Here is a 16,923-nt window from a genome sequence, read left to right on the forward strand (position 1 = left end):
AAGGAGAAAAGCATGAGTTTCATTAAAGAATTTCGTGAGTTTGCGATGCGTGGCAATGTGGCTGATTTGGCTATTGGAGTTATTATTGGTTCAGCATTTGGCAAAGTGGTTTCTTCACTTGTGGCTGATATTATCATGCCTCCAATAGGGTTATTAATAGGAGGAGTTGATTTGAAACAGTTTAGTTTTGTTCTAAGGGAAGCTCGTAATGATGTTCCTGCTGTCATCATGAATTATGGTTCTTTTTTACAAAGTTTGGTTGATTGTATTATTGTCACGCTCGCTATTTTTTCTGTAATCAAATTTATGAATAAGCTCCGTCGTGAGTTAGAAGGAATATTAGAATCTCGAGCGGAGATCAATAAAGAAAAAACAGAAGTTGGTACGCAGGTAGAACCGCCCGCACCTCAAGAAATATTATTAATGGAAATTCGTGATTTGTTAAAAAAGTCAACTAAAAAATAATATGAATTCGTTATATTTAAAACTGTCTTTCATTCCCCCTCATGTCTCAACATATCCATTCTATATTCTATATTCTATATAATATGAATGTCTGGCCTTACCTACACTTCATAAAAAAACCCCCATTTGCAAGCGTGACTTGAAAAGGGGGTGCCAATATATGGCTGACACCAGGGAAGCCTCGATCATAACAAAAAATAAAAGTAAAATATACTTATTTTTAATATTTTTTTAAATTTATTTAATTAATCTATATACAACTCAGAATGGACAGTAGTCCGTAGTGAGCCTTGAAACAGGTTCATTCAAAATCCGCTTATGATAAAAATAAAAAAGAATAGCCATTCGCATAAGATACGATCTAAAATAGCCGTCTAGATGTTGATCCATCCCATTTATTATTTTTTTAAATACGGATTTCTACTATTGTCGAAATTTTATTTGTCTTTGTTTTGTATACTTATTTTTGTTATTTAAGGTAAAAAAATGCCCCATCAGCTATTTACTTCTGAATCTGTTTCTGAAGGACACCCAGACAAAATCGCGGATCAAATTTCTGACGCCGTATTAGACGCTATTTTAATTCAAGATCCTAAAGCCCGTGTGGCCTGTGAAACCTATGTTAAAACCGGTATGGTCATTGTAGGTGGAGAAATAACCACTTCTGCCTGGGTGGATATTGAAGAGATCACGCGTTGTACCCTTGCTGAAATTGGTTATGTTCATTCTGATATGGGTTTTGATGCGCATTCTTGTGCTGTGCTCAGCGCCATTGGAAAACAGTCACCCGACATCAATCAAGGGGTTGACCGTATAGATCCGCTGGATCAAGGTGCAGGAGATCAAGGAATGATGTTTGGCTACGCGACCAATGAAACCGATGTTTTAATGCCTGCGCCCATTACTTATTCACATCGTTTGGTGAAGCGTCAATCTGAGATGCGAAAAATAGGTCAGTTGCCTTGGTTGCGTCCAGATGCAAAAAGTCAGATCACGTTTAAATATGATAAAGGCTATGCTGTAGCGATCGATACTATTGTGTTCTCTACTCAGCATGAGGAAGATGTCACTCAAAAACAATTAGAAGAAGCTGTGATGGAGGAAATCATTAAACCCGTGATACCGACTCAATGGCTTTCAAGCAGTACAAAATATTTTATTAATCCAACCGGTCGTTTTGTGATAGGGGGCCCTATGGGAGATTGTGGTTTAACCGGTCGCAAAATTATTGTCGATACTTATGGCGGCATGGCTCGCCATGGGGGCGGTGCATTTTCTGGAAAAGATCCCTCTAAAGTGGATCGTTCTGCCGCTTATGCAGCACGTTATGTTGCAAAAAATATCGTCGCAGCAGGATTGGCCGATCGCTGTGAAATTCAAATTTCTTACGCGATTGGTGTCGCAAATCCTACTTCTATTATGCTCGAAACCTTTGGCACCGAAAAAATAACCATTCAAAAGATCATGAGTTTAATACACCAACATTTTGATCTCAGACCCTATGGTTTGATCAAAATGTTAGATCTACTAAAGCCTATTTATCGTGCGACTGCCGCATATGGTCACTTTGGGCGTGATGTTTTTCCTTGGGAAGCGACCGATAAGGCTGAGTTGCTTAGAGAACAAGCGGGTTTAAATCAATAGATTTATTCAAAACTGACCACGGATTGAGGCTTTGATTTTTCAGCGATTAAATAAATCATCAGAAAAAGCCCTATGTTTGGGGCAGTTATCGACAACAGAAAAGTCAGTGAGTTTAAGTGTGTCATAAATTTTTTCTTAAGACGCCATATTGTTCGGCATATTTATTTAATGCTGAAAAAGCCTCAATCATAGTTTTTTCATTTTTTAAAAAATGGATCATGTCCTCTAAAGTCACGATTGAAATCACCTTAGACTGATATTTTTGTTCAATTTCCTCAATGGCTGAAAGCGTGCCATTACCTCGTTCTTGACGATCTAAAGCAACTAATATTCCTGCTAAAGAGGCCGAATGAGCATGGATTATTTCTACAGATTCACGAATAGCCGTCCCCGCCGTGATCACGTCATCCACTAAAAGCACTTTGCCTTGTAATGCCCCCCCTACCAAACCGCCGCCCTCTCCATGATCTTTGATTTCTTTTCTATTAAAACAGTAAGTCAGATCGAGATGATGATTCGCATAAAGCGCCATAGCGGTTGTGATGGTAATCGGAATGCCTTTATAAGCGGGGCCAAATAACAGATCGCATTCAATACCAGAATCTATCAAAGCGTCAGCATAAAAACGCCCTAGTTTGATTAAATCACTCCCCTTGTTAAACAGCCCGGCATTAAAAAAATAGGGACTGACTCGCCCAGATTTCAGAATAAATTCACCGAAGGTTAAAATCTTTCTATCAAGCATAAATTCAATAAATTGAGCTTTATATTTTTTCATTGATTCCATTTCTTTTATTGATTCGACCCAAAGTCTATTTTTCTAAAACTTTTTTTTGTGCCTGAAAAATGGTTTTTATTCCATCGTCAGCTAAGGCTAATAATTCTAATAATTGTTGATGGCTAAAAGGCGCGCCTTCTGCGGTGCCTTGAATTTCAATAATTTTCCTCCCAGCGCCTTCTTCGATCATGACGACATTCATATCTGTCTCGGCTATGGCATCTTCTATATATTCCAGGTCACAAATAGATTCACCCCCAACAACCCCAACCGATACCGCGGCGACCAAGCCTTTCATAGGATTGCTTTTTAATTTTCCCTCAACCCTCATTTTTTGTAAGGCATCTTGGAGTGCCACACAGGCCCCCGTAATAGCAGCAGTGCGAGTGCCCCCATCTGCCTGCAACACGTCACAATCGAGTTTGATGGTAAACTCACCCAATTTTGTCAAATCAACTGCCGCGCGTAATGCGCGTGCAATCAATCGCTGGATTTCCAAGGTACGCCCTCCTTGCTTTCCCTTAACGGATTCACGTGCATGACGTTGATGAGTCGAACGGGGCAACATACTATATTCAGCGGTGATCCAGCCTTTATTTTGGCCCTTGAGAAATCGAGGAACCCCCTCTTCCACTGTGGCCGTACATAAAACCCTGGTTTCCCCAAATTCTACCAACACTGCGCCTTCAGCATACTTGGTATAATGTCGAGTGAATGTTAAAGGGCGTAATTGTTGCGCGGTTCTGCCTGAAGGTCGCATCTGTTTTTCTCCTGTAAAATCAATATAAAAAATTTCATTATAGAGCTTAAGTCAGTGCATGCCTATCGTCATTAAGACAGCCGCTCTGTATACTGAAATCTATTTAATTTATAACAATCTCATAGGGAATCTGCTCATGATACGTAGTATGACGGCTTATGCTCGATATGATCACAAAAGTGAATATGGTGATTTAGTTTGGGAGCTACGGGCGGTTAATCATCGTTATTTAGACATCTATATTCGCTTGCCAGACACATTTCGAAGATTAGAATCGGTTTTTCGTGAAAAAATTCGCTCGCGTGTGACCCGCGGTAAAATAGAGTGCCATCTCTCTTTTAAAGCTAATGAAAACACCCAAAATGAACTCAGACTCAATCGTGCTCTCGCAAAACAACTCATCAATGTGCTTTCTTGGGTCAAAGAGCAGTCTAAAATAACCACATTCAATGCTTTTGATCTTCTTCAATGGCCCGGTGTGATGATATCAGAAGACCTTCCTTTAGAAGACATCAGCTATGAATTACTCGCAGGATTAGAACATGTTTTAAATGATTTTATGGTTTCGCGTGAAAAAGAAGGAGCGGGTTTAAAAGAATTTATTAAACAACGTTTAAAAGCAATGAGCGCTGAAATTGTTAAAATACGAGACCATATGCCTTCTATTGTAGAATCGGAACGTGAGCGCTTACAAAATAAATTTGAAGAATTAAAAATTCAGCTCGACCCTAACCGATTAGAACAAGAATTGATGTTGGTCGCCCAACGAATGGATACAACAGAAGAACTTGATCGTTTAGAGCTACACATAAAAGAAATTGAAAATATTTTGAATCATCAAGACGTTGTCGGGCGCCGCCTTGATTTTATGGTGCAGGAATGTCACCGAGAATCCAATACTCTGGCCTCTAAATCGATTAATATTGAAGTTACCAGTTCTGCTGTTGAGCTTAAAGTGTTAATCGAGCAAATACGCGAGCAGGTTCAAAATATTGAGTAATTTTGCATATTTAGAGAGCCAAAGATTGACGCTGTGATTAAGTTTCAATGATGATCAGCGTTGATTCTTGCCTTAAAAAACGACTTCATCTTGCTACACTTCCACCACATTTCGTCCATAGTAAATTTCCTGCATTTCTTTATATAGCCTCTTTGTGATGAGATCTTTTTCTTGAACGCTCAGCTGCTCTGGATGTGAATTAAAGAGATAATGCTTGAGATCAAAGTCCTTCAACATCATCTTTGTGTGAAATATGTTTTCTTGATAAACATTGACATCCATCATATGGTAAAGCGATTGTATATCTTTACACATAAAATTCTGGATGGAGTTAATTTGGTGATCGATATAATGCTTGACCCCATTCACATCACGAGTAAACCCCCTCACACGGTAATCTATGGTCACAATATCTGATTCAAGCTGGTGGATTAAATAATTTAATGCATTCAAAGGCGAAATAATCCCGCAGGTCGACACTTCAATATCGGCCCGAAAGGTACATAACCCCTCGGTTGGATGACTTTCTGGATAGGTATGCACACAAATATGGCTTTTATCTAAATGAGCCACAATAGAATCGGGCAAAGGCCCCGGGTGTTCGGAAGTATCGACATCACGTGGATCAATCGCTTCTTCGCTGATTAAAATAGTGACACTGGCCCCTTGCGGATTGTAATCCTGGCGAGCGATATTTAAAATATTTGCACCTATAATGGAGCAGGTCTCCCTTAATATTTCGGTTAAACGATCGGCATTATATTCGTCATCGATATAAGCAATATAGCCATCACGGTCAGCAAACGTTTGAGCATAACAAATATCATAAATACAAAATCCCAGGCTTTTGGTTAAATTATTGAAACCATGTAGTTTCAGTTTGTTCAATTTATCTCACCTTCAAAAAGAAAAATTCAAATGCAATGTGACAAGGCCTCTGTGCTCATGAAACCCATTTTTATCATTTAGGCGCTTTTTTCGCCAATGCTTCTATTAAATATTGAGGAAGGGCAAAACTGGCAAAGTGTACAAAAGGATTATAGTAACGACAACTTTTTAGGCCTGAATCAGCAAAGCGGGATTCTAAATCATTCAGCCCAATTCGACGTAAATTTGCATTTTCTGAAGCCCAGGCGAATGTCATGATTCCCCCGTAATAAGTAGGAATAGCGGCTTGGTAAAAACTCACATCAGAAAAATAAGGCATCAGGCGTTGATACGTATTGATGACTTCTGTTTGTTGTAAAAAACACACGCCATTTTGAGCTACAAAGAGACCCCCTGCATTCAAGATACGACGGCATGCTTGATAAAACGAAGACTTAAATAAATGTTCACCTGGCCCTATCGGATCGGTGCTATCCGAAATGATCAGATCAAAGCGATGATTTGTTTGCTCGACAAAATGCGCGCCATCATCAATTTTCAACTGAAATCGCGGATCATCATAAGCCCCTGCATGATGGTGAGGAAAATATTCTTGGCATAAATTGACCACATCTTGATCAATTTCGACCATGATAATTTCTTTAACACCGGCATGGCGGCACACTTCACGTAAAATCCCCCCGTCTCCTCCCCCTATGATTAAGACTTTTTTAGCATCACCGTGAGCCAGTAAAGGGACGTGTGTCATCATCTCATGATAAATAAATTCATCACGCTCTGTTGTTTGCACCACATGATTTAAGGCCATCACCCGGCCAAACTCTTCAGTGTCGAAGATAATCAAATCCTGATGATCCGTTTTATCGCGGTACAACACTTCTTTGATGGAAAAATATTGGCCGAAAGAGGAATGTAATTTCTCATACCAAAGCTGTTTTTGTGACATATCCTACCTTCTGAGCTATCACTACAAAAATGGGGCGTATCATACCGAACTCCAGCTTTGGTTGCGACCATAAAGTGTCAAGTGTTTTTTAAAAAAATCTTCATCATACTTATGCTAGAATTCTCGCCTTATCATTTTTTATTCATCTGCGATTTGAGTTTTTTATGCCCCCCAAAATATTAGCCATAGATACAACCACAGACGCCTGCTCTGTGGCCCTTTTGAATCATGGGGAAATCTCTTCTTTATCTGAAATCTGCCCAAGAAATCAAACTCAACGTATTTTACCTATGGTACAACAGATTTTGGGCGCCTCTTCTCTTTCCCTTCATCAATTGGATGTTTTGGCGTTTGCCCGTGGCCCAGGGAGTTTCACGGGCGTGCGGCTCGGGATTGGTGTCAGCCAAGGTTTGGCATTAGGGGCTGATTTGCCGATGATTGGCATTTCCACTTTAGAAATGTTAGCGCAAGGAGCATGTCGTCAAACCGGCCTAAAACAAGTACTAGTAGCGATGGATGCACGGATGGGAGAGATTTATTGGGGTGCTTTTATTCAAAAAAGTGCCAGTCAATGGCAAAGCGTAGAAAAGGAAATGTTGAAAACACCAAAACAGGCCGAACGCCAGATCCGGTTGTTAAAAGGGAAGTGGGCCTATGCGGGGAATGCCTGGACTATCTATCCTGATTTATTGAAAGTGAATTCGGAGGTTTTAACACAGGCTGATCTGCTTTTACCACAGGCAGAAGATATGTTGCCTTTGGCATTAAAATTATGGCAAGCCGGGGTGGCTGTCCCTGTTGAGCAGGCAGAGCCTGTCTATTTACGTAATAATGTGGCACAAAAAGCGAGATAAAATATGAAATGGTGTCACTGGTGGCTTTTTGTTTTTATCTTTTTGATCACCGCTTGCTCAAATTTAAAAAAAGTGGGAAGTGAAAAAAATCGTCATTTTCGTGCCAGTTGGGTTGCCAGTGTCATAAATTTAGATTGGCCATCTAAAACATCCACGGAAATTTTTTCTGAACAAGAGCGCATCCTGGTTCAAAAAAAAGAATTGATTCAAATACTTGATCAAGCCGTCAAAATGAGAATGAATGCAATTATTCTTCAGGTAAAGCCCGAAGCGGATGCCTTATATGCTTCAGATATTCTCCCTTGGTCTTCTTATTTAACCGGCACCTTAGGTAAAAACCCTGGCTACGATCCACTGGCATTTGCAGTACAAGAAGCGCATAAAAGAAACCTTGAGTTACATGCTTGGATTAATCCTTATCGCGTCTCAATGAATACAGCAAAAAATACTATCGATCAATTAAATAGACTTCTCCCTGACAGAAAAAAAAGTGTTTATAAAAGTCACCCTGAATGGATTCGTATCGCTTACGACCGTTTTGTATTAGATCCTGGCATACCCGAAGTACGAGACTGGATAAAAAATATTATTAAAGAAATTGTGATTCGGTATGATATTGATGCCATTCATTTAGACGATTATTTTTATTATGAAACACCTACGTCAAAATTGAATGATCATGAAACTTATCTACAATATTTCAATAATTTTAACAATAAAGCAGATTGGCGTAGAAAGAACACTTATCTTTTAATCAAGAGCCTCTCAGAGGAAATTCATCGACTTAAACCCCAGGTGAAATTTGGCATTAGCCCAACTGGGGTTTGGCGAAATAAAAAACAAGATCCTTTAGGTTCAGAAACCGGTGTGTTATCGACTCATTATGATCAGAATTTTTCTGATACGGTTCTTTGGGTAAAAGAAAAGTTGATTGATTATATTGTTCCACAGGTTTATTGGAGTTTTGACCGAAAGGTTGCAAGGTATGATGTAATCGCATCATGGTGGGCCTATCTTTTAGAAAACAAAAACACTCACCTTTATATAGGGAACGCTTTTTATAAGGCCGGAGTCCCTTCTGAATTAGAACCCAGTTGGGCTGAGAATGGCGGTGCCCTTGAAATAGAAAGGCAATTGCATTTTAATGAAAACACGTCTGGAATTAAAGGCAGCATTTTATTTCGACACTTATCTTTGAACGATCCTCTGAAAAAAAACGCCGCCAACATGATAAAAAATCCGCTCTGGTCAATGCCTGTGTTGATTCCTTCGATGCCTTGGAAAGGCTCTTCTGTTCCTCCTGAAAGCCCCATAAAAATAAAAAAAATCATCACGAGCAAAGGTATTGAGCTGACTTGGAAAGCAGGAGATAAGCCAGGAGATAAATCTCATCAAAACTTAACCCTTTATTATGCTATCTATAAACGGAGTAAAAATACTTGGGGATTATTGTCTCACTATCAATTATTAAAAACGGTTCGTAAAACAGGTCTCTATGAAACCTGGTTGGATCCATCGCCTTTCAGTCATAAAAGTGATGTTTATATCATTAGTGCGCTTAACAGAAATCATAATGAAAGCTTAGGGCGAATTTTTGACTAATAAAAAACTTATCGAGAGCCATATCTTGAATTATCGTTTGATTACCACCAATGAAGACTTACATCATATTTGTGAGCTGGCTGTTTTGCGTAAAGCAGTAGCATTAGACACTGAATTTGTGAGAACAAAAACCTATTATGCCGAATTGGGTTTAATTCAACTGTATGACGGTCATCGTGTATCCCTTATTGATCCTTTTTTGATAACAGAATGGGCCCCTTTTTATTGCTTGTTGAAAAATAAAAAAATCGTCAAATTTTTGCATTCAGCAGGAGAGGATATTGAAATATTTTTTCATTTTTTTAAAACACTCCCTGAACCTTTAATAGATAGCCAAATTTTAGCGGCATTCACAGGCCGACCTGTTTCTTGTGGTTTTTCTATCTTAGTGAAAGAATTTCAAGGGATTGTTTTAAATAAAGCCGAATCCAGAACAGACTGGCTGGCTCGTCCATTGAGTCAAAAACAATGTGATTATGCGGCTGAGGATGTGTTTTATCTTTTGCCTCTGGCAAATGCTTTGATGAAAAAAATAGAGACCTCCGGTTGGATGGAGGCAGTCAAAGAAGAATGTGAATTGCTTTGTCAACGCCGTAGCCAAATTCAAGATCCTGAAATGGCTTACCGTGATATCGGGAATGCTTCTCAACTCAACCCTGGACAACTCATTTGCTTAAAAAAGCTGGCTTCCTGGCGTTTAGTTTACGCCCGTAAAAAAAATGTCGCGATCAATTTTGTGATACAAGAATCTTATTTATGGAAAGTGGCGCGTTATCAGCCGACTTCTTTATCGGAGTTGTTCCATTTAGGCTTGGACCGTCGGACCATTCGTCAACATGGTTTAACCCTTCTGGGATTAGTGACAGAAAGTCAAAAAACAAAAGAGGATCCTTCACTTGTGATAGCTTATTTAAACCATGAGCCTGTTTATAAAAAGATATTTAAAGAGATCAAAGATCTGATCCAGTCTATAGGTGCTCTTATTGGATTAAGTCATGAGTTGATCGGATCACGAAAACATATTAATCAGCTATTAAACTGGCATTTCGGTTTGATCCCAAAAGAAAAACGCCCTTTATTATTGACAGGATGGCGAGCTCAAGTGTTATCTCTAGAATTAACCAAAATACTTGATCGTCATCCTATGATGATCTGAAAAATAAGCCATAGCGCTTTTTCAAAAGCTACCTTACCTTGCGTTGAGTTCGCCAAAAATCCACCGCATCTATGACTTTTTTCAATGGGATTGCATCCAGATAACGATCGCAAGTGCGGGTATCTACCTCTTCTGGAAGAGGTAACTTTCGATGGTCTCCTGCCCACAATAAAGTATGAGGTGCTTCCCAAGGGGACCATTGTTTCAAGTTACTCGGTCCGAATAATACGACTGAAGGTGTTTTTAAAGCCGCAGCCATATGCATAGCAACAGAATCGACACCAATAAAAATTTGAGCTCGTTCAATCAACACCGCTAACTGAGAGAAACTCAGAAGGCCCACAAGATTCACGATATCCTCTTTTTGACTGCAATCTTCGATCACATTAAGAACGTAATCCTGCTCTGTTTTTTCGGGCCCCCCTGTGATCACTATTTTCTCTTTTTGTGCGGTTAAATAATTTATTAATTTAGAAAAACAAGATGCCTGCCAAGTTTTAAAGTGCCAACGCGCAAAAGGATGAATCAAAATATAATCACTCAATGATCTTTCATGTAAAATTTTTTCTACATAAAAAATATCATCAGACCCATAGGACATACTGACCTGGGTAATGATTTTCGATAATTTTAAGGGATTTAATATAGATAAATTATTGATGACAGTATGTTGTTTGACGTGATTTGAAACAGGCACCAGATGATCATAACAAGAGCACCAAAGCGCATTATCACGCTTTGCATAATGGAAACCGATACTGAGCTCAGGCTTTAAAAAGCGGCAATAAAAGGCAGACCGCCATTGATCTGATAAATTAAGAATCAAAGAATAATTTTGTTTTTTTAACGATTGAAATAAAGCCCATTCCCCTAATATTTGAGCTTTGATCCCTGCATGTTTCAATTGACGATCGATTGTCCAAATATGATGAAGGGTTTTATATTTCGATAAAATCTTTTCTGTTCCTGAATACAACAACACATCAATTTTTGCATTAGGCGCATGTTGCTGTAAGGTTGTCAGTAAAGGTGTGATGAGTAAAACATCTCCGAAATGACGCAATTTAATGACTAAAATTCGTTCAAAGTTGTTTTTTTTTACCACCATATTCACCATAATAAATCAACATCCCTCATTTTTTAAAAATGAGGGTTTTTAGTCGAATTTTTTAAATAAAGATATTTATTGTCTTTTTATAACGATATCTACCATATAGAAATGAAAGACCCTTTAAATCATTATGATCACTTCCTGGATACTTTAGGTTTGCGCTGCCCTGAACCGCTCATGATGTTGCGAAAAACGGCTCGGGATTTAACAATCGGCCAAACGTTACTGATGATTTCAGACGATCCTTCCACACTGAGCGACATCCCTGCTTTTTGTCGTTTTATGGGTCATCATTTATCAGCAAAAAAAGCAGACAGAATACCTTACCAATACCTGATAGTTATAGGTTGTCTCGAATAATCTTGCTCATCACGATGCCGTCGTTCCAAATTGTTTGAACTGAATTTAGTTTGAGTTTATTTTAAAACTTTTTCCAGCGGTTTTATTTATGGAGACAGGCTTCACTCGTGCTATCGTCATCATCTGATTAAAAATGTCACTTTTTTCTACATAAAAATCGTCTTTCTATTAAATGGATGTAAAGATATGACAACTCCTCAAACTCGCCATATGAGTTTTTCTCAAAATCTTCTCTTAAACGACCGGCTCTATAAAAACGTTAAAAAAATTCATACTCAACATGATCAAAATCATCAGTTAAATCCAGGCTTATCTGTCCAATATCTTATTGAACAGCGTCAACATGGGCCTTTTGGATGAACAAATTATATTTCATGGCTGAAATCTCTTTCTCAAAATGATGATCCTGTGGATCAATTGAAATCTTTTATGGATAACTACTTTTTTGAGTCTGAAATAAAAGAAAACGAATCTATAGAATATACGCGTTTTTCTGAAGTCGATACGGAAGGTTATGAGGAAACATGGAAAAATTCTCGACAGCGAGAAAAGGTTTTTGTTGTTGATACTTTAATGAAGAAAAAAGAGCGTTCTTTCTCAATAAAAACGTCTCGGCGCGCTTTTTGAGCTATACCTTAAATTCAGCAGGGAATATCACTTCAATGCGCGTGGTATTAAAGAGAATTATTCTGATCCGATAACCCTGGATACCCCCTTTGGTGGTCTTGATGAACTGCAGACAGCCATTTTGCGTCGTACCGACGATAATGAACATTGAGTTCTTAACAAGGAGACGGCTAACTCCTTCGATAATTTAACGCTGGCGCCTGATCTTCCGCTTAGACGGGCATACAACGATAGAAAACAGCGGTGGAACAGACATTTTGGTTTTGTATGATATTGGCTTTGATGAATTGCTTTTCAGGGAAGTCCGGGAAGACATTTATCTCACTCTGACCGATACTCATTTTAGCCAAACTTTTTCTATTAAAATGAAAAAGGGAGTTGCGGCTCCTGAAGAAAAAATATTTACCAGGGAGGAAAAATATTTTTTAGATGACCTCCTTAAAACAGCCCTCTCTTCTTTTGATAGTGCTGATCAAAAAAACAATTGATTAACCAACATACTGACTCTTTATTTACACATAATATCGCTCAAATCAAGTCAGGTTATAAATAATTTTATCACTTAAAATTAACCCAACAGAAAAATTAAGACCTTAATTCATTTATGCAACAATGCCATACAAAAAAGGGTTATTTCCATGGAAGATGAGAAAACTCCCGCCACTTTCGCTCAAATTTTTACCCTTAACACGACACAACCCAGGTAACGGTTAAGAATCTTAACCAGAATGAGTGACTGGGGGTTCCTAACAGTGTTTATGTCCAACGTTAAGCACATTTAATGTGGATCGGATTCCCCAGTCTGATTTATTCAACAAAGTCGCCATCACTCTTAAAGAGGTATGACGCTTATTTTTAATTTTAGGGTAATTCATAATTCAAAAAATCGACACACCAATTCTTAGTGTCTTCTACGTCTTCAACGCAAAGCGGAAATGTCTGTGGATATTTTGTGACTTTGCAACATTTTTCGCATAACAGTGGATCATCTCTAGTGATTTTTTCTGGGCTCGCCAGAGACGAGGCATGAATAGAAAAAGACAGACATAAAAAAAATCCCGGTGTAATAAATTGTAAAAACTTCTTCATCAACAATTCCTTTCTAAAATGTATATATCGATTTGTTGTGCGTGTTAAAGGTAAAAATTTGAGCGAAAGTGATGAAGTGATTTTTTAACCTGCAGAAGATAAAACTTTTTCTATCGTGGATAATCTTTCCTGATTTTGGATGACGAATTGACTTTTTTCGTAACATTTTTATGGGTTTGACTGTATCAGTTTGATTCCAGAAAACATGTTATTTAGTTAGCAGTATATCAATTATATGCGTAATAAATAGTGTTATTACTTTTTTATTTTATTGACTTCTTCTTTGATGTTTTATGGCTAAATCACTTTAAGATGTATTCACTTCAGGGAAAAAGAAGGGCCCCAAATTGTTCAAAACAACGCCTTGATTTCCGCGCCTTTAGACACAATGAGGCCCCCCACTGGCGTTGAGTTAGCCATTGGTCATTTCAGGAATATTTTTTGTTTTTTTAGAGAAAGTGCCGAAACCTAGGCACAAAGGGTTTAAAGCGGTTTATTTTGATGGCATACGTCAACTCTTCCCTAAATGAATGAGTTCTTCTAATTGCCGGCGATTGGTTTTTTTGGTGTCCACCTTGATGTAAGCGCTTTGTTCCTCTTTGACCAGTAAAACCTCGGTGACTCCTGCTTGAGCTTTTATTCGATTAAGTAAATCTGAATCTTCCAGTACCCTCCTGGAAAGAAGAATGCGTAAACTGCTGACATAAGAGGGCTCCCGCATTGTAGTGCTGACAATCAACCAAATAAAAGCAACCAGAGCACAGGCAGCAAAGACCGCACTGGTCCCCTTCATATCAAACAGCCAGCCTCCCAGACACCCACCTATAGCGACACCGATAAACTGACTGGTAGCGTAAACACCCATCGCGGTCCCTTTATAACCGGCTGGGGCTTCCTTGCTGATTAACGAAGGTAAAAGTGCTTCCATGACATTAAACACCACAAAAAAGCACTGAACACCCGAGATGATGCTCCATAAATGTTTATTTGAGCTCCATAAAATAACTTCTGCTATCAATAAAACGGTGACACAAAGAATCAGAACCGATCTGATACGACGTTTCATTTCAGCATAAAGGATGATAGGTAGCACTGCCGCAAAAGAAATTAACATGGTGACCAGATAGAGTATCCAATGATTTACGGCTGGTAATCCAGCGCGTTCTAAAGCGGATGGTAACGCAACAAAGGTCAGCATTAATAACATGTGTAAACACATAATCCCAAAATTGAGCTTTAGCAGTCGGCGATTATTCAGCACTTTAGTGATACTGCTTTTAACCATTCCTGATTCCCTATTCAATACATGTCTGTCCGTAGAAGGAACAACCGTCAATGTAATCACAATTCCTAATAACGATAAAAATGCAATAATTCCAAAAAGAAAATGTAGACCAAACGCATGAGTGATCATCGGGCCCAGTATCATCGCAATCGCAAAGCTTATTCCAAAACTCACACCGATACAGGCCATGGCTTTGGTGCGGTGTTGCTCTCGTGTTAAATCAGACAGTAACGCCATAATAGATGACGCAATCGCGCCTGAGCCTTGTAAAGCTCGCCCAATGATGATCCCCCAAATAGACTGACTGAAAGCGGCCAACAGACTGCCCAGAGAAAATAAAATCAATCCCCCGACAATCATGAATTTTCTTCCGATGCGATCAGAAATCAGTCCAAATGGAATTTGGAAAAACGCTTGGGTCAAGCCGTAAATGCCGATGGCCACCCCGACCAGGGTTGAAGTAGCGTCAGGCAGTGTCATACCGTAGGTCGTCATCACGGGCAATACCATAAACATACCGAGCATTCGCAGTGAAAAAACCGTGCCTAGACCCCAGGTTCCTCTCAGTTCAGAGGCGGTCATTTTATTATCGTTTATCATATTTTTTCCGGTGTGCCCTAAATATCGGCCTTCAGTCAGGAAATATTAAGCCTGATTTTAACGCTTTCCTGTGGCTTCTTGCTTTTGAGAAGAATATCATTCTTTGATAAAAAAACGACAAGCCCATCATCTCAATGAGGGCAGAAATGCCAGAGCAAGTCTTTCTTTGTTTGTATAATGAATAAAATAAAAAAGACGAATAAAATTGAAAACAGAATTTTAATCAAGGCCAGATCATCATGATATTCACAACATACCCCTTTAAAATGTCGGTGATTTTTTTAGCAGGAGCGCTTTTTTGGCCTATGTCAGTCAGTCCAAAGCCAACAGCAGAAGATTCACTCCCTGATATGGGTACAACCGCTGGAGCGACACTCAGTATTGCTCAAGAAATAGAAATAGGAGATTTTTATCTTCGTGAAATGCATTCTCATGCACCATTCATCTATGATCCTCTATTAAATCAGTACATCCATTCCCTGGGTAAGAAATTGGTGGATCATGCGCAGTCTGTTAAAACACCTTTCCATTTTTATTTACTTAACAATAATCAAATCAATGCTTCTGCTTTTTTGGGCGGAAATGTGGTGGTGAATTCGGGATTATTTTTTTATACCGATAATGAAAGCGAACTGGCTTCTGTTTTGGCCCATGAAATTTCGCATATTACTCAGCGGCACCTTGCTCGTGCTATAGAAAACAATCAACGTCTGTCTCAACTAACCTTAACCAGCAAATTGGGATCTCTTTTATTGTTTTTGGCAAATCCAAAAGCCGGTGTGGTGGCATGGAATTCTTCTTTGGCATTAGCACAGCAAGACATACTCAGCCTCAGTCAATCGAATGAACAGGAAGCTGATCGTATTGGGCTAAAATTATTACAGGCATCGGGTTTTAATGCGCACGCCATGACTGATTTTTTAGAAAAACTGGCCGATGAATCACGTTACACCAGTAAACCTCCCGAAATGTTATTAACTCATCCTTTACCAGAAAGTCGGCTTGTTGATATTTATAATCGTGCCAACCAAATATCCAGGCACCCTGTGGTTTCTTCGCAGGATTATCTTTTCGCAAAAGTGCGTTTACATGGCCTGTTTGAATTAAAGAAAAATTTTAACGAATTTCTCAAACCCTTGAAAAAAGGCACCGCTTCTGAACGATTAGCGGCAGAATATGGGCAAGCGATTTTATGGTATCAAAATAAAAAATACGATAAAGCCCGCCAGATTTTACAAACACTATCAGTAACGTACCCAGATAATATCTGGTTTCTTGATTTAATGACCGATATTGATTTATCTCAAAATAAAGCGGCTCAGGCGATCACTCGATTAAAAAAAGCCAGGGTGGCGAAGCAACATCAGCTCATATGGCAGCTTAATCTGGCGAATGCCTACATCAAGGCAGGTGAGTCTGCGCAGGCGGTTTCTTTATTACGCCGTTACACCTTTGAACATCCCAATGATATGAATGGTTGGGATTTACTGATTAAGGCCGCTCTGGCTAAAAGATGGCGGGATCAAGCCCTCGCGGCTCATGCAGAAAATGCCGCCTTGAAAGGAGATTTTTCTCAAGCCATAGGATTACTAAGTGATGCCAGTAATCTGGTTCCTCTGGGGAGCCTGCAACAGGCGCGCTATGATGCTCGTATTGATCAACTCAGACAACTAGAGCAGCGTTTTAAAAAATATCAAAAATAAAGGTTTTTTATTTTGTGTCTTAAGTCAGTTTTCGGGATGCTGCTGGAGCATTTTT

General features: G+C 39.0%; 18 protein-coding genes. 11 read left to right on the forward strand and 7 right to left on the reverse strand.

Annotated features, from left to right (window positions below; all coding sequences use genetic code 11):
* The first annotated feature begins 12 nt into the window (after positions 1-12).
* Both mscL and metK read left to right on the forward strand, forming a co-directional pair.
* Positions 13-465: a large-conductance mechanosensitive channel protein MscL gene (mscL, locus tag HDEF_RS02475; RefSeq protein WP_012738216.1), complete on the forward strand. Its 453-nt coding sequence runs from the start codon at positions 13-15 to the stop codon at positions 463-465.
* Between the two features lie 486 nt (positions 466-951).
* A complete protein-coding gene (gene metK, locus HDEF_RS02480; protein ID WP_012738217.1) occupies positions 952-2,109 on the forward strand; it encodes a methionine adenosyltransferase in 1,158 nt (385 codons plus the stop codon).
* Positions 2,110-2,230: 121 nt separating this feature from the next.
* On the opposite strand, the gene pyrE is transcribed toward metK, so the two are convergent.
* Positions 2,231-2,887: an orotate phosphoribosyltransferase gene (gene pyrE / locus HDEF_RS02485; RefSeq protein ID WP_012738219.1), complete on the reverse strand. Its 657-nt coding sequence runs from the start codon at positions 2,885-2,887 to the stop codon at positions 2,231-2,233.
* 34 nt (positions 2,888-2,921) lie between these two features.
* Positions 2,922-3,647, reverse strand: coding sequence for a ribonuclease PH (gene rph / locus HDEF_RS02490; protein ID WP_012738220.1), 726 nt, complete (start codon positions 3,645-3,647; stop codon positions 2,922-2,924).
* A 136-nt stretch (positions 3,648-3,783) separates the two neighbouring features.
* Here rph and HDEF_RS02495 point away from each other — a divergent pair, with 136 nt between their 5' ends.
* Positions 3,784-4,647: a YicC/YloC family endoribonuclease gene (locus HDEF_RS02495; protein WP_012738221.1), complete on the forward strand. Its 864-nt coding sequence runs from the start codon at positions 3,784-3,786 to the stop codon at positions 4,645-4,647.
* A gap of 93 nt (positions 4,648-4,740) precedes the next feature.
* Here HDEF_RS02495 and speD read toward each other — a convergent pair whose 3' ends face one another.
* Positions 4,741-5,535, reverse strand: coding sequence for an adenosylmethionine decarboxylase (speD, locus tag HDEF_RS02500; RefSeq protein WP_012738222.1), 795 nt, complete (start codon positions 5,533-5,535; stop codon positions 4,741-4,743).
* Between the two features lie 73 nt (positions 5,536-5,608).
* Positions 5,609-6,481, reverse strand: a complete 873-nt coding sequence (gene speE, locus HDEF_RS02505; protein WP_012738223.1) for a polyamine aminopropyltransferase — start codon at positions 6,479-6,481, stop codon at positions 5,609-5,611.
* Positions 6,482-6,645: 164 nt separating this feature from the next.
* Between speE and tsaB the strand changes: the two genes are divergently transcribed.
* The 3 genes from tsaB (at position 6,646) to rnd (ending at position 10,093) form a co-directional block, all read left to right on the forward strand.
* Positions 6,646-7,335, forward strand: coding sequence for a tRNA (adenosine(37)-N6)-threonylcarbamoyltransferase complex dimerization subunit type 1 TsaB (tsaB, locus tag HDEF_RS02510; protein ID WP_012738224.1), 690 nt, complete (start codon positions 6,646-6,648; stop codon positions 7,333-7,335).
* Positions 7,336-7,407: 72 nt separating this feature from the next.
* Positions 7,408-8,937 (forward strand): glycoside hydrolase family 10-like protein, encoded by a 1,530-nt coding sequence (locus tag HDEF_RS02515; protein ID WP_234809437.1) that lies wholly within the window; start codon positions 7,408-7,410, stop codon positions 8,935-8,937.
* A 25-nt stretch (positions 8,938-8,962) separates the two neighbouring features.
* On the forward strand, positions 8,963-10,093 hold the full coding sequence (gene rnd, locus HDEF_RS02520) for a ribonuclease D (RefSeq protein ID WP_044612447.1): 1,131 nt from the start codon (positions 8,963-8,965) through the stop codon (positions 10,091-10,093).
* Positions 10,094-10,121: 28 nt separating this feature from the next.
* Here rnd and rfaQ read toward each other — a convergent pair whose 3' ends face one another.
* Positions 10,122-11,210, reverse strand: a complete 1,089-nt coding sequence (gene rfaQ, locus HDEF_RS02525) for a putative lipopolysaccharide heptosyltransferase III (RefSeq protein ID WP_012738227.1) — start codon at positions 11,208-11,210, stop codon at positions 10,122-10,124.
* Positions 11,211-11,312: 102 nt separating this feature from the next.
* Between rfaQ and tusA the strand changes: the two genes are divergently transcribed.
* The 4 genes from tusA (at position 11,313) to HDEF_RS02540 (ending at position 12,679) form a co-directional block, all read left to right on the forward strand.
* The gene (gene tusA / locus HDEF_RS02530; protein ID WP_012738228.1) at positions 11,313-11,564 is read left to right on the forward strand and encodes a sulfurtransferase TusA; all 252 of its coding nucleotides are present in this window, start codon (positions 11,313-11,315) and stop codon (positions 11,562-11,564) included.
* A 186-nt stretch (positions 11,565-11,750) separates the two neighbouring features.
* On the forward strand, positions 11,751-11,924 hold the full coding sequence (locus HDEF_RS12395) for a hypothetical protein (RefSeq protein ID WP_012738229.1): 174 nt from the start codon (positions 11,751-11,753) through the stop codon (positions 11,922-11,924).
* Between the two features lie 48 nt (positions 11,925-11,972).
* The gene (locus tag HDEF_RS02535) at positions 11,973-12,191 is read left to right on the forward strand and encodes a hypothetical protein (RefSeq protein WP_012738230.1); all 219 of its coding nucleotides are present in this window, start codon (positions 11,973-11,975) and stop codon (positions 12,189-12,191) included.
* A gap of 257 nt (positions 12,192-12,448) precedes the next feature.
* Complete coding sequence (locus HDEF_RS02540) at positions 12,449-12,679, forward strand: hypothetical protein (protein WP_012738231.1); 231 nt, start codon at positions 12,449-12,451, stop codon at positions 12,677-12,679.
* A gap of 373 nt (positions 12,680-13,052) precedes the next feature.
* Here HDEF_RS02540 and HDEF_RS02545 read toward each other — a convergent pair whose 3' ends face one another.
* Complete coding sequence (locus tag HDEF_RS02545) at positions 13,053-13,280, reverse strand: hypothetical protein (protein WP_044612250.1); 228 nt, start codon at positions 13,278-13,280, stop codon at positions 13,053-13,055.
* 511 nt (positions 13,281-13,791) lie between these two features.
* Positions 13,792-15,162, reverse strand: coding sequence for an MFS transporter (locus HDEF_RS02550; protein ID WP_044612448.1), 1,371 nt, complete (start codon positions 15,160-15,162; stop codon positions 13,792-13,794).
* Positions 15,163-15,404: 242 nt separating this feature from the next.
* Between HDEF_RS02550 and bepA the strand changes: the two genes are divergently transcribed.
* On the forward strand, positions 15,405-16,868 hold the full coding sequence (gene bepA, locus HDEF_RS02555) for a beta-barrel assembly-enhancing protease (RefSeq protein ID WP_012738236.1): 1,464 nt from the start codon (positions 15,405-15,407) through the stop codon (positions 16,866-16,868).
* Positions 16,869-16,923 lie beyond the last annotated feature (55 nt).

This window comes from Candidatus Hamiltonella defensa 5AT (Acyrthosiphon pisum), assembly GCF_000021705.1.
GTDB classification, from domain to species: Bacteria; Pseudomonadota; Gammaproteobacteria; order Enterobacterales; family Enterobacteriaceae; genus Hamiltonella; species Hamiltonella defendens.